This is a genomic window from Leptolyngbya sp. UWPOB_LEPTO1 (assembly GCF_017302695.1).
Taxonomy (GTDB): domain Bacteria; phylum Cyanobacteriota; class Cyanobacteriia; order Leptolyngbyales; family Leptolyngbyaceae; genus Leptolyngbya; species Leptolyngbya boryana.
Window position 1 is genome coordinate 237,817 of record NZ_JAFLCJ010000005.1, and the last position, 13,240, is coordinate 251,056.

A 13,240-nucleotide genomic window follows, 5' to 3' on the forward strand; every position below is an offset into this window, starting at 1 on the left:
GGTATGGGGATTTACTTTTATTGGGGGGAAGATAGTTTCGCGATCGCTCAAGCCGTGAAAGCCCTGAAACAACAGACACTTGACCCCATGTGGGAAAGCTTTAACTTTGATAAATTTTCCCCGGAGCAAAGCGATGCGGTCGTTCAAGCCCTTAATCAAGCGATGACTCCCCCCTTCGGCACTGGAAATCGTCTTGTCTGGCTCTCTGAGACGACGCTAGCGCAACGATGCCCGGAAGAGATGCTATCTGAACTCGATCGCACATTGACTGCTCTACCAGATACCACAACGCTGCTGCTGACAAGTTCCTCAAAACCAGACGGACGGCTCAAATCCACGAAACTTCTACAGACTCACGCCACGATTCAAGAATTCTCACTGATTCCGCCCTGGAAAACTGAATTAATTCGGACTCAAGTGCAGCGAGTGGCGCAGGAATTTGACCTCAAACTTACGTCAAAGGCGATCGATTACATCACTGAAGCAGTCGGCAATGATACGCGCCAGCTTTACAGCGAATTAGAGAAACTGAAAGTCTTTGCCGCTGATTCTAAGAAACCTTTAGATGAATCTGCGATCGCGCCTCTGATTACCGCCAGTACGCAAAGTTCTCTGCAACTGCTCGCTGCAATTCGGCAAGGGAAAACGGCTCAGGCATTAGAACTGGTGGCTGACTTGTTACGCCAAAATGAGCCTGCTTTGCGAATTGTCAGCACTCTCGTGGGGCAATTCCGGCTGAGATTGTGGATCAAGCTCATGCTCGAATCAGGAGAACGCGACGATCGAGAAATTGCCAAAGCCGCAGAACTAGGCAACCCGAAACAGCTTTATTTTCTCAAACAAGAACTTCAATCTGCGTCACTTCAACAATTGCAACAGGTTCTCCCAATTTTGCTGGAGTTAGAATTTAGCCTAAAACGAGGTAGCGATGAGACGATCACGCTGCAAACAAAGGTGATTGAACTTTGTCAAATTTTCCAATTCAGAAAGTGATCGAAAATTTCTCACTTCTTTTCTGGTTCGCGGAACTTCTTGCAAGTAAAATAATTCAGATTATTTGTACCTCTCTTGTGTGCTACTTTGCCGGATGTCACACCGCCTTATGATGATGAATCGTGAACCCTCTTCTCTCTCTCAAATGCTGATCAAACGCTCTCTTGCAATCGGTGCCTTTTCGACGATCGCTGTTTTAGCAGGCTGGACACCGAATCTCTCCGCTCCAGTAGCAAAAATGTTTGATCAATCTGCTTTTGCACAGGAAACTGCCTTTACCCGGTACGTTCGGTCTGCGGTTGCGCTAGAACAACGCCGACTTGAACTTGAAAATCAACTGCGACAAGTCACAGGTGGCAGCGTGCCTAAAGGGGTGTGTCAAAATATCAATCAAGTGAATTCTGGTGCCCGTGATCAAGTGCGTGGGCTATGTCAGGAGTTTCGTCAAAGTTTTTATAAAATTCTTGCCAGTCAAAATCCTCAATTGAGTTTGGATGAATTCAACTCTTTCCAAAGTCAAGTCGGCAGTCGTGCAATGTGCGATCGAGTGGCTCAAGAAGCTCGACGCTTGAAAATTGGCGATATTAGCTGTGAAGGCACGAAGTAGTTTCACAAGCATTTTTAAGGCTAAAAAATCGGGGTGGTGAAAACTACCCCGATTAGTCTATGAACAGAGTTTCAGCAGACAGTCACAGTTGAGACACATAGCTTCTAGCTTGCCTAATCCTGTGAAGGTCGATCGATCGACTTAAATCAGCGACGGCAGCCATTTCGGCTCTAGCACTGACTCTTGATCGTCTGCTGCATTTAACTGATTAGGCTTCAGCCTGCTTGATGAATGGCACGAGGTGAATCATGTAATCTCGTTTACCAAGGGGTACACCAGCCATACGAAGAATGTCATACGCTGTGACCAAATGGAAGTAAAAGTTTGGGATGAGAAATTCATTCACATAGGCGCTACCAGATAGCTCGATGTATAGGTTCTTGTCATAAATGCGTGTCATCTCATCTAGCTTTATATCTTCAACGTTAATGCTCAAAAGAAGTTCATTCGTGTTTGCGATAAGTTCGTATGCTTGTGCAAGAGATGTGACATCTGGATCTAAATTATCCGCAGACTTACCATCACACCAGAGAGCAAAGTTGCGTGGCTGATTACAGGTGAAAGCAATCTGAGTCCCGAAGGGAAACATATCAGCCGCGATGCGCGTTTGAAGAAACGACTCGTCATCACAAAAATGAGCTTGGGCTGTCTTCAAGAGATGCTCAAGAGTTGCTAAGCGGCTTTGAAAGAGGGTTTGAATTAAATCTATATTTTGCCGTTGCATGTTGTAATTTTTAAGACTTGTTCTGTAAATCCTAGCTGTAACTCAGATGGATTTCAGCCTAACAAGCTTATCTCATATAAAAAATCGGGGTAGTGAAAACTACCCCGATTAGTTTATGAACAGAGTCTCAGCTTACAGTTGAGGCACGTAGCGCTCTTTGTCAGGAACTGCGGTGTACTCAGCCACGATTTGACGGAATTCGTCACCATCGATCGTTTCTTTGTCTACGAGCAGATCAACCAATCGGTCAATCACCTCGCGATTTTCGCGAATGATCTTGCGAGTGTCTTCTAAGCAATGTTCAACAATGGAACGGACTTGAGCATCAATTCGAGCCGCGATTTCTTCGGAATACTCCGATCGCGTCATCCAACCGCCACCCAAGAAAACCTCGCCTTGCTGACTTTCTAGCGATAGAGGACCTAAATCCGACATGCCATAGCGAGTGACCATCTGACGTGCCATGCTTGTGACTTGTTGAATGTCACCGCCTGCACCTGTCGTCACTTCAGCATCTCCGAAAATCACTTCTTCTGCTGCGCGTCCACCCAATGCGCCTTTAATTCGCGCCAAGATTTGAGCACGTGAGATCAATCCTTGATCTTCACTCGGCATAAACCAAGTTAGACCACGAGCCTGACCACGAGGAATTAAGGTTACTTTCTGAACGGGGTCGTGTTCTTTCACCAAAGTACCGACGATCGCATGTCCAACTTCGTGATACGCAATCAACCGTTTGCTCTTGCTGTCGGTTAGCGGTGTGCCTTCCATCCCTGCAACAACCCGGTCAACTGCATCATCAATCTCAGACATCGTAATCGCATCTTTGCGGCGACGTGCGGTGAGAATCGCAGCTTCGTTCAGCAAGTTGGCTAAGTCAGCCCCAGAGAAGCCAGGAGTCCGACGCGCGATCGCATCTAATGAGACTTCTTCGGAAATCTTCTTGTTGCGAGCGTGAACATTGAGGACTTCTAAGCGACCTTTGATATCAGGGACATCGACAGTCACTTGGCGATCAAAACGACCCGGACGTAACAAGGCGGAATCCAACACATCAGGACGGTTTGTTGCCGCAATGATGATGATGCCAGAGTTGCCCTCAAACCCGTCCATTTCAGTGAGAAGCTGGTTCAAGGTTTGCTCACGTTCGTCGTTACCGCCACCGATACCTGCTCCACGTTGACGGCCCACTGCGTCAATTTCATCAATGAAGATGATACAGGGCGCGTTTTCTTTTGCTTTTTTGAACAGGTCGCGAACTCGGGAAGCCCCGACACCCACGAACATTTCGACGAATTCAGAACCCGAAATCGAGAAGAAAGGTGTACCTGCTTCACCCGCGATCGCTTTTGCTAATAAAGTTTTCCCGGTTCCAGGAGGTCCGACGAGTAAGACTCCTTTGGGGATTTTCGCGCCGACTGCGGTAAAGCGTTCTGGCTTCTTCAAGAAAGTGACAACTTCTTGAAGTTCCTCTTTGGCTTCTTCGATGCCCGCGACATCATCAAACAAGACACCTGTTTTGGCTTCCATTTGGAACCGAGCGCGAGACTTGCCGAAGTTCATCGCTTGTCCAGGACCGCCCGGAACATTACCAGAGCGACGGAACAAGAAGAACAATCCACCTAATAAGAGAATCGGGAAGACCAAGTTACCGAGTAAACCCCAGACTGCCCCATCGTTGCGAACTGGGTGCGAATCTAGGTTAATGTTCGAGGAACGTAAGCGTGTGATGAGTTGGGGAGTGTCGCCTGGAAGATCGACCCGTAACCGTTGTAGCCGATTGTCCAAGTCTGGATCGACGGCTTCGACGATCGCGGTACGACCGCCATCATATAAGTCAACGCTAGTAATTCGATTGGCATCCAAATACTCTAGGAATCGCCCGTAGGTCATGCGTGTACTAGCAGTATTTTTCCCAGTGTTGGGTGCGGCTGGAGCGATTGATCCTTGCCACAGGAAGAACCCAACGACTAGCGCGGGAATCGCCCATAGCAGGATGGTTCTCCAAGAAGATTTCATAAATTGGCAACCTCGTGATATGGCTACAACGGTAATTTTATCGATCGTGCTTCAAGTATGGGATTTTCCATACAGCTTGGGATTTAGCTTGAGAATGAGGCTCAGTTGCGTCCCAAGTACTATGACGGATTCTCTATCAAGTGATTAATGAGAAGAATCTTAACTAAATTTAACAGAAATTGTGAGATTCAGGCAATGAAGGTGGGAGATGGGAGAGTGGGGAGATGGGGAGTGGGGGCAAGAAGCAATTTTCTCTTTATTCCCCCATTCCCCTATTCCCCCATTCCCCTATCCAGCATTCGCGATCGATAACGCTTGCTCAAAGCGAGATCGATCGAGTCCTTTCTGATTGAGTAGCAGCCAGGATTGAACGAGGTCAGGGCCTTGTAATGCTCCAGTTAGAGCGGCTCTGAGAGATTTCATTACGATGCCTTTTTTCAAGTTCTGCTCTTTGACTACTTGTTTGATGACATCTTGAGTTGCTGCTTCGGTGAGGTCAGCGGGCATGGCATCCAAAATGGCTTGGATAGCAGTTTTAGCACCGTCTTGTTGCATTTGCGCCTTGGCATCGTCGGTGTAGTCCAACGATTGGAATAAGTAGCGGGTCATGTCGGCTGCTTCGTTTAATCGAGCAAGACTGGGTGCAACGAGCGCGGTAATCTGTTCGAGCCAAGCGCGATCGCGCTCTGCATCAAATTCATATCCTGCTGATTTCCAAACCGGAATTAATAAATTTGTTGCCTCAGAAACTGGCATGGCATGAATGTATTGCCCATTAATCCAGTTGAGTTTGTCCCAATCGAATTTTGCACCGGCTTTGTTGACGCGATCGAAGCTAAATTGCTCGGCCGCTTCAGCCAGGGTGAAAATTTCAGTCATCGGTTCAGGGGGCGACCAGCCGAGCAGGGTCATATAATTCGCGATCGCTTCTGCGGTGTATCCCATCTCTTTAAAGTCAGAAATTGAGGTCACGCCGTCCCGCTTGGAAAGTTTCGCGCCTGCTTGGTTGAGAATCAGCGGGGTATGTCCAAATTCAGGCAGAGTTGCGCCTAAAGCTTCATACAGCAGAATTTGCTTTGGAGTATTTCCGATATGATCTTCGCCTCGAATCACATGGCTGATGTTCATATCAATATCGTCAACCACCACTACAAAGTTATAGAGGGGTTGTCCGACTTCTTGACCTTCTGCTGCACGGGCAATCACCATGTCACCGCCTAGATCGCGACCTTTCCAAGTCACCGTGCCGCGCACGAGATCTGTCCAGGAAATTTCTCGATCGTCTTCGATTTTGAATCGAATTACAGGTTTACGCCCTTCTGCTAGAAACGCTGCTTCCTGTTCGGGGGTGAGGTTGCGATGGCGATTGTCATAGCGCGGTGCTTCATTTCTCGCTTTTTGAGCTTCTCGCATTGCGTCGAGTTCTTCCGGCGTATCATAAGCGCGATACGCTAATCCTCGATCGAGCAACTGCTGAATCTTCTCGCGATAGAGATCCATCCGAGCCGTTTGATAAACGGGTTCTTCGTCCCACGTCAAACCGAGCCAGGTTAAACCCTCGAAAATATTTTGCGTGAATTCAGGTTTCGATCGCTCTAAATCAGTGTCTTCAATCCGTAGGATAAACTTGCCGCCATGATGGCGGGCAAATAGCCAATTAAATACCGCAGTTCTAGCCGTTCCGATGTGGAGATTGCCAGTAGGACTGGGTGCAATACGAACGCGAACGGTCATGAGTAAATCGCCCAGAGTTTTTTGTGCATTCTCCATTCTAACGGAGTGCAGCAACTCCAACGTCTAGGCGATTCAACGATTACTGCAAGAAGGCTTGAACGGTTCCATCCGGTTTGTACAACACTCGGAAAGTGGCTGAACCTCTTCCCTTGAGCGGAGAAACTAGATTCTCTCCAATTTTCGGAATTCCAGCGACATTCGCAAACTTTCTTGCAGTATCGTCTAATGGCTGTCTGTCTGTAATATTTCCGTTCTCATCCACAAAAATCACAAATTCAAAATTGCTCTTAAGATCGGCTGGCGGTTGCCAAGCCTTTTGTAGTCTCTGCTCTGCTTCCTTCGTTTGAGGAATCTGCACAGCGGCAGGAGGAGCAGCAGCACGAGACAGAGAGGAAGGTTGTGGCGCGCTCTCAGCAGATGGAGATGCTTCACGTGCAGCGCTTGCGATCGCGGCATCACCCGCATTTTCAGGAGGGGTTGGTGCTTCGTTAGGATCTCTCGATCGAGCAGCTTGGTTGCCAGTAGTATTTCCTTGGGCGGGCGATGGCTTAGTTTGGTCAGGAATCGAAGCCACTGGAACATCTTGTAGCGGAGGCGTTTGAATTTGGATTTGCTGTTGAGGAGGAGCTTCAACAGCGGGTTCTTGAGCAATTCTCAGTTGGGGCGGCTGACCAGGCTGTGCTGGGAGACTACCAGGATTTAGATTAGGAGCGGTTTGGGTTCCAGGAGAACCAGAAGGCAAGGGCACTGGGGAAGTGGGGAGCGCTCCAATCGTATTGGGTGCAGGAGTGCTTGGAAGGGGTTGTACTGGAAGGCGCTGATCGTTGCTGCTCGGAGATTGGGCGGTTTGGGGTGCAGGAGATGAGTCAAATAGAGGTCTAAAGGCTGCCATTACGCCAATGGCGACAATGAAACCTGCTGCGATCGTGCCCCATGCAGGAGCGACCTGTACCCAACTCGGTTTTTCAAGATTGGGAAGTGCAGTGACATCAGCAGAATATTCATCGAGTGCAGAGGCAAGATCTGCGAGTTGAACCGCACTCAATTGCAACGTTGATCCGGTTGATTCGTTGGCAAGCGTGCCTAAATGTAATTCGTGCGAGATCAATCCTCTCGGTTGCAGGTGAATTCCAGCCGAATTTTGCTCAGTTTCAGGCATGACAGCGGTGTTAGGTTCTGTCGCTGTCGCAGAGTCACGATTTCCAAATCGGCTGGACTGGCTGAGAAAATTTTGGACGTAGTGGCTGACCGCATTACAAAGGGCTTCGAGCTGATTGCGATCGCCTCTAATGGTTGTCCACTGTTCTTCACTGACTCGTGGATCGTCAAAGCTGAGTTTGAAGCGCAGATGTTTGAGAACAGATTGACCCATCCAACGCGAAAGCGGCGAATCTTTCGCAGCGATTTCTAAAGTGCAGGTGGGCGGTGTGTAACGTCGAATCACAGAGTTGGGTGAGGACATGAGTTCAAAGTTGAGCGCGTCAGGTCAGGTCGGGACAGGTTAATTTGGAACCGTGGGCAATGAGCGATCGAGCAGGGTTAACCACAGGCGGCGTACACCTTGCGGATTGCCATAAAACAGCAGGTCAATCAGCAATTTTAACGCCAGATTGGTGAGTGAATCAGTCGAAGCTTTTTCGCCTTCTTCCATTCGCTCTTGATAGGTATTGTGAAATGCATCTAGATAGTTGCCTAGAAGGGCAGCTTGATGGGGTTCGCGATTCTGTTCGGTCAATTGTTCGAGAAGTGCAACAGCGCGCCGAATCAGCTCACTGTGCTGTTTTGCCAGATGACAGATGATTAGAGTTAAAGCGCGAGCTTCATCGACATCGAGCTTTTTGCGTCCGCCTTGTCCTTTACGTAAAGGACTCGATTGCCTCAACCGCCAAAGTGAGACACGATCGCTGATCATCGATTCGAGCTTCAAATCGGTTGCAGCTTGCAGCATGGCTTCCGAGGAGAGATTCGCGATCGCTTCGAGTGCCAGCAAAATGAGATCAAGTTGGGCTTTGATGTTGTCCAACTGATCGGGGCTTGGCTGGGCTGAGAGGTTGAGGTCTTCCCAATTTGAGGGAGAGGAGGCGGTTGGCTGCACGATCGATGTCATATATTCAGCGTATGGGAGAACTTTGACAGTGTGGAGGCGGTTTCAAGTCTTGAAACATGCGACTCGATCAAAATTCGTTTTGTTTCCCCGCCTAAATTCAATCACAGATTAGGCTACGGAGGGTAGCGCAGGGGGAACTTCTATCGGGAGGTAGAGATTGTGGGGAGTGGGGGGTCTTTAATCAAACAACGCTTCCCAATAAATTTCCCACTTCTGCTTGTTCATGCCAAAGGAGCCATTGTTTACGATCGACTCCTCCTGCATACCCTGTTAAAGCTCCATTGGCTGCGATGACTCGGTGGCAGGGAACGACGATCGCGATCGGATTTCGACCGTTCGCTGCACCGACCGCGCGAGATGCAGTAGGATTGCCAGTTTGTTTGGCTAATGTGCCATAAGAGATAGTCTGACCAAAGGGAATCTCTGTGAGCAATTGCCAAACTTGTTTTTGAAATGGGGTTCCTTGAGGCTCAAGTGGCAGATCAAACTGCTGGCGCTGATGTGCAAAGTATTCTGTCAGTTGTTCTTGAACTTGCACAAACAGATCGAGCGTTGATTCTTGCCAGTCTTCAGTTCGATTAGGGAAATATTTTTGTCCGTGCAGATGCAACCCAGTCAGCGATTGACCATTTGAAGTCAGCAGCACTTGACCTAAAGGACTCGTGAACCATTGGTAGTAAATCATTGCAATCGACTCCACAATCTCAGAAGTCGGAGTTTAGAACGCTCCGACTTCTCGGACATTACATCGATCGTAATACGTGGCTCAATCGTTCCACCATCTCATCGATATGATGTTTTTCCAGAATCAAGGGCGGGGACAGCGCAATAATGTCTCCGGTTGTTCTAATCAGCAAGCCTTGCTCAAAACAATTGACCAGCGCATTGTAAGCTCGAACTCCAAGTTGTCCCGGAATGGATTCTAGTTCAATCCCTGCAACTAATCCTAAATTCCGCACATCAATCACATACGGCACATCTTTGAGCGAATGCATGGCTTCTTCCCAATATGAAGCAAGACTGGCAGCCCGATCGAATAACTGCTCCTCTTCATAAATATCCAGCGTCGCCATTGCTGCTGCACAGGCTAAGGGATGTCCTGAATAGGTATATCCATGAAATAGCTCGATCGCACTTTCCTGCCCATGCATAAACGCATCATAAATATACGATCGTGCAAACACAGCCCCCATCGGAACCGCAGCATTTGTAATGCCTTTTGCGACACAAACCAAATCTGGCATGACTCCAAAGTAATCAACCGCAAACGCTTTGCCCAAGCGCCCAAAGCCTGTGATCACCTCATCAAAGATCAAGAGAATGCCGTACTTGTCGCAGATCGATCGCAGTTTCTCTAAATACCCGACAGGCGGAATCAGCACACCAGTCGATCCAGCAACAGGCTCAACAATCACAGCCGCGATCGTGGATGGATCATGCAAGGTCACAATCCGCTCTAGCTCATCAGCTAAATGTGCCCCCCAAGTCGGCTGTCCTTTACTAAAGGCATTCTGTTCTAAATTATGCGTATGCGGAAGATGATCAACGCCTGGAAGTAAACTGCCAAAGAACTTACGATTTGGAGCAATTCCTCCCACGGAAACGCCCCCAAATCCGACCCCGTGATAGCCTCGCTCTCGTCCAATTAACCGAGTTCGGCTCGCTTCACCCCGCACCCGATGATACGCCAGCGCAATCTTCAGCGCAGTATCGACTGCCTCTGAGCCAGAATTTGCAAAAAACACATGATCCAAATCGCCGGGAAGCATTTTGGCTAAGCGATCGGCTAAGGCAAATGGACCAGGATGTCCCATCTGAAACGTGGGCGAAAAATCTAAAGTTGCGGCTTGCTGATGAATGGCATCGACAATGCGATCGCGGCAATGTCCTGCATTCACACACCATAGCCCCGCAGTCCCGTCTAAAACCTGCCGCCCATCGACTGTGATGTAGTGCATATCTTTGGCAGATGCCATCAGACGAGGCTTAGCTTTGAACTGTCGATTTGCAGTAAAAGGCATCCAGAAAGCATCAAGGCTCTCTGGTAGAGAGATATCTAACATGGCTAAATTCTTTTAGGGAATGAACGATCGACATTCAGCGATAAGACAGGTTCTTGCTGAATGTCGATCGCGGAAGCTGAACGACAACGATCCGTTAACTGGCTGATTTTTTGCGAGTGGTCGTCTTCGTCGTTTTTGTGGACGTAGTTTTTGCTTTTGCTGCGGGTTTAGTTGCAGCTTTAGCAGGTTGCTTCGCAGGCGTTTTAGGAGCCGATTTGGTTGCTTTTGGGGCAGCTTTTTCGCGCTTGGGCTTCTCTTCAGAAGCTCCTGCTTCGCTGTCTAAAGCATCCGATCCGTTTTGCAAAGTTTCGGCTGTCATGGACAATGTTCTACGACGACGACCTTTGGTGCTACTTCCATCTTCTTTACGAGCAGAAGAGAGATAGTACTTCAACGTAGAAGGGCTAATCTCAACACCTTTCGAGGAAAGCATCTGCGAAACCTCGGTATAGGTATACCCACGATCGAGTGCCAAAATGATTTGATCTTTCAGCAGGCTAATGGCTTCTCTCAGTGACCAAATTTCTTTGGGCTTTTCAGGCAGATCCTTGAGCGCACTGGAAGCTCCGCTGATCGAATCTTTAGATACAAGTGTTGAGGTCGGCGATCTTCTTTTCGTTGCAACCATTGTGTTCTTCCTAATTCGTAAATGGGACACAAGTTTAGAGTTCAGATAAAATTTTTCAAGCATTCGATCGTGATCGAAGTGCTGATCGATCTGATGCTCTTCCGGGTCGGTTTGAAGTAGTAACAATCCTGTTATCACTATCGTCGTCAATTATAGAGACATTTTTGAATTTGGTAGCAAATCTTAAAAAACCTTGATCAATCTGCAGTCATGCATCGTTTATATGTACGGATATATTATCGATTTCGGTTACGCCAACCACTCGATGATTGCACAAAGTAATGGCGCAAGCAGCAGTCCTGGCAGAAATGCAGCAATGCTTAATTCTGCGACCTCTAAAAGGTTTAAGCCAAGTCCCATCACGATTAATCCGCCGACTCCAGAGGTGAGTAAAACGGATGGATTTGTCGCTGGCTCAGATAGGGATTGCGCTAAAAAACTAGCGGCGATCGAGAGTCCGCCTTGATAAACCACGATCGGCAAGATCGAGAACGCGACTCCAATGCCATAGCTGCTGCTCAATGCGATCGAGGCTAAGCCATCCATTGCAGATTTGATCGAAAGGAGGGTGTTGTCTCCTGACAAGCCATTGTTCAAACTCCCAATCATCGCCATCGGGCCAACGCAAAACAGTAAACTTGCCGCCACAAATCCTTCTGTAAAACTTCCGCCTCCTTGAAAGCGATGTTTCAACGCATCCCCGATCGCACGAAGTCGAGCATCAATGCGCCACCATTCACCGAGTAACCCGCCGATGACGATCGCAATTAACCCAATAATCACGCCATCGAAAATGCCAAGCTTGACCTTGAGCAAACTTCCTGCCATCGTTACACCGAGAAACAAAGTCAGCAATCCGAGCGCTTGAGTAATGATGCGCTGCATTCGGGTGGGCAGATTGCCTTTTAGCACAATGCCGAGTCCACTTCCAATGAGCACGGTTGCAACATTGATCCAAGTGCCGCTTGTTTTTACGAATACGCCAAGTGTTGCAGGATGAATGAGCCAGATCAGGGTTGTTAGCATTCGTCGTAGCGTTATCCTAACCGTAAAGATGATATTGCTCTCGCTCCCAGGAAAGAGCTATCGAATGATAACGTTTACCCATACGGGAGAGACATCTTTATTAAAGCTTTAGATATTCTTTCAGCAATCGCATCGGAAACGGTTGAAGAAGGAAGCAAGGTTGCAAGGTTGTATAGAGGTGAAGAACATGATCGCCGTGAAGTCAGTCCCAAAATTTAGCCCCGATCAATCCGTGCGGTTTATTGGTGGTGAAGGAAAGGTGAAAGAGTATCGAGCAGAAGCAGGAAACTGGTCGTATTTGGTTGAGATGGAATTGGGCGAGGAGCCTGAGATGGGTAGAATCGGCTACGAGACAATGATTCTGCTCTCCGAAACAGATTTGAATGCGCTTGAGGAGATTTGGAGTTAGTGCGTCAGAAAAGTTTACTGTGTGGTCATGGGCGGTTTCAGCGATGAAGCCGCTTTTATTTTGGACACTAGAGGGTGGATTGCGAATCGAGTAGAAAGTGTTGAAGCCGATCGACAAATTCTTCTGGCTTTTCAAAATGGACGTTATGACCGCAATCTGAAACGATCACCAGTTCTGCGGTTGGACAGAGCGCCGCCATTTCTTGATTGATTTCGATGAATTTACGATCGCATTCTCCCACAATCAACAAAATCGGCTGCCGATGCGATTCTAATGTCTTCCATAAACTCGGCTGCATTCCCGTTCCCATTTCTCTGAGCGATCGCGCAAGTTCAAGCGGATTATTCTTTGCTCTCTCTTGTACGATTTGCTCGAAGTTCGGATGCGCAGCAAATGATCGAAACAGCGGCATGTTGTACCAATCTCTTAAGAACTGCTGGAAATCTGCTTCTAATCGATTGGCTAATTCGTGATCGTGCTGGATTCTCTGCGATCGCTCTCTGGCTGTTTTCAGCCCTGGTGAACCTGATTCGATCACAACCTTCGGAAATCGATCAGGATAAGTCAACGCCAAATAGAGCGCTAAGCGTCCGCCCATTGAGTATCCGACCAAATTGGCTTGATCAATTTGTGCCTGTGTTAAAAGCTCAACGATCGCTTCAGCAGTGTTCGGCAGACTATACTCCCACGTTTCTTGAGTTTTGCCATGACCGGGGAGATCGATCGCCATGCAGTTAAACTGCTCCAGCCGCGAACTTACGGAATGAAACTCTGTATGGTTCCCAAGAAACCCATGTAAAAACAAGACAGCAGGTTGGCTTGACGCAGACGTGAAATTCAGCAGCATTTCTGTAAACTTCTGGGGAACAATATTAAAACCTAGCTCGAAGCAGGATCGCTTACCAGCAGTTGATCCCCTCATGTTGACAC

13 protein-coding genes are annotated in these 13,240 nt (G+C 48.1%); 3 read left to right on the top strand and 10 right to left on the bottom strand.

What is annotated here, in order from left to right:
• Nucleotides 1-3: 3 nt before the first annotated feature.
• Both holA and J0L70_RS10470 read left to right on the top strand, forming a co-directional pair.
• Nucleotides 4-993 carry a DNA polymerase III subunit delta gene (gene holA / locus J0L70_RS10465; protein WP_017286407.1) on the top strand — a complete coding sequence of 330 codons (990 nt, stop codon included), beginning with the start codon at nt 4-6 and terminating at the stop codon, nt 991-993.
• Between the two features lie 94 nt (nt 994-1,087).
• Complete coding sequence (locus J0L70_RS10470) at nt 1,088-1,600, top strand: DUF4168 domain-containing protein (protein ID WP_144056143.1); 513 nt, start codon at nt 1,088-1,090, stop codon at nt 1,598-1,600.
• 208 nt (nt 1,601-1,808) lie between these two features.
• Here J0L70_RS10470 and J0L70_RS10475 read toward each other — a convergent pair whose 3' ends face one another.
• The 9 genes from J0L70_RS10475 to J0L70_RS10515 form a co-directional block, all read right to left on the bottom strand.
• Complete coding sequence (locus J0L70_RS10475; protein ID WP_287454423.1) at nt 1,809-2,324, bottom strand: DUF1993 domain-containing protein; 516 nt, start codon at nt 2,322-2,324, stop codon at nt 1,809-1,811.
• Between the two features lie 132 nt (nt 2,325-2,456).
• Nucleotides 2,457-4,343 carry an ATP-dependent zinc metalloprotease FtsH2 gene (gene ftsH2, locus J0L70_RS10480; RefSeq protein WP_017286410.1) on the bottom strand — a complete coding sequence of 629 codons (1,887 nt, stop codon included), beginning with the start codon at nt 4,341-4,343 and terminating at the stop codon, nt 2,457-2,459.
• Nucleotides 4,344-4,631: 288 nt separating this feature from the next.
• The gene (gene gltX, locus J0L70_RS10485; protein ID WP_287454425.1) at nt 4,632-6,077 is read right to left on the bottom strand and encodes a glutamate--tRNA ligase; all 1,446 of its coding nucleotides are present in this window, start codon (nt 6,075-6,077) and stop codon (nt 4,632-4,634) included.
• A gap of 79 nt (nt 6,078-6,156) precedes the next feature.
• Nucleotides 6,157-7,539, bottom strand: coding sequence for a DUF4335 domain-containing protein (locus J0L70_RS10490; protein ID WP_287454427.1), 1,383 nt, complete (start codon nt 7,537-7,539; stop codon nt 6,157-6,159).
• A 39-nt stretch (nt 7,540-7,578) separates the two neighbouring features.
• Nucleotides 7,579-8,184 carry a DUF3038 domain-containing protein gene (locus J0L70_RS10495; RefSeq protein ID WP_017286413.1) on the bottom strand — a complete coding sequence of 202 codons (606 nt, stop codon included), beginning with the start codon at nt 8,182-8,184 and terminating at the stop codon, nt 7,579-7,581.
• A gap of 181 nt (nt 8,185-8,365) precedes the next feature.
• Nucleotides 8,366-8,869 (bottom strand): methylated-DNA--[protein]-cysteine S-methyltransferase, encoded by a 504-nt coding sequence (locus J0L70_RS10500; protein ID WP_287454429.1) that lies wholly within the window; start codon nt 8,867-8,869, stop codon nt 8,366-8,368.
• A 58-nt stretch (nt 8,870-8,927) separates the two neighbouring features.
• Nucleotides 8,928-10,247, bottom strand: a complete 1,320-nt coding sequence (aptA, locus tag J0L70_RS10505; protein WP_287454430.1) for an omega-aminotransferase AptA — start codon at nt 10,245-10,247, stop codon at nt 8,928-8,930.
• Nucleotides 10,248-10,341: 94 nt separating this feature from the next.
• Entirely contained in the window at nt 10,342-10,875 is a 534-nt protein-coding gene (locus tag J0L70_RS10510) for a sigma-70 RNA polymerase sigma factor region 4 domain-containing protein (protein ID WP_144056144.1), read from the bottom strand.
• 249 nt (nt 10,876-11,124) lie between these two features.
• Nucleotides 11,125-11,901: a DUF554 domain-containing protein gene (locus J0L70_RS10515; RefSeq protein ID WP_017286417.1), complete on the bottom strand. Its 777-nt coding sequence runs from the start codon at nt 11,899-11,901 to the stop codon at nt 11,125-11,127.
• A gap of 187 nt (nt 11,902-12,088) precedes the next feature.
• Here J0L70_RS10515 and J0L70_RS10520 point away from each other — a divergent pair, with 187 nt between their 5' ends.
• Entirely contained in the window at nt 12,089-12,310 is a 222-nt protein-coding gene (locus tag J0L70_RS10520) for a hypothetical protein (RefSeq protein WP_017286418.1), read from the top strand.
• A gap of 67 nt (nt 12,311-12,377) precedes the next feature.
• Here the strand turns inward: J0L70_RS10520 and menH are convergent, their stop codons facing one another.
• The gene (gene menH, locus J0L70_RS10525; protein ID WP_287454433.1) at nt 12,378-13,232 is read right to left on the bottom strand and encodes a 2-succinyl-6-hydroxy-2,4-cyclohexadiene-1-carboxylate synthase; all 855 of its coding nucleotides are present in this window, start codon (nt 13,230-13,232) and stop codon (nt 12,378-12,380) included.
• Nucleotides 13,233-13,240: the final 8 nt, after the last annotated feature.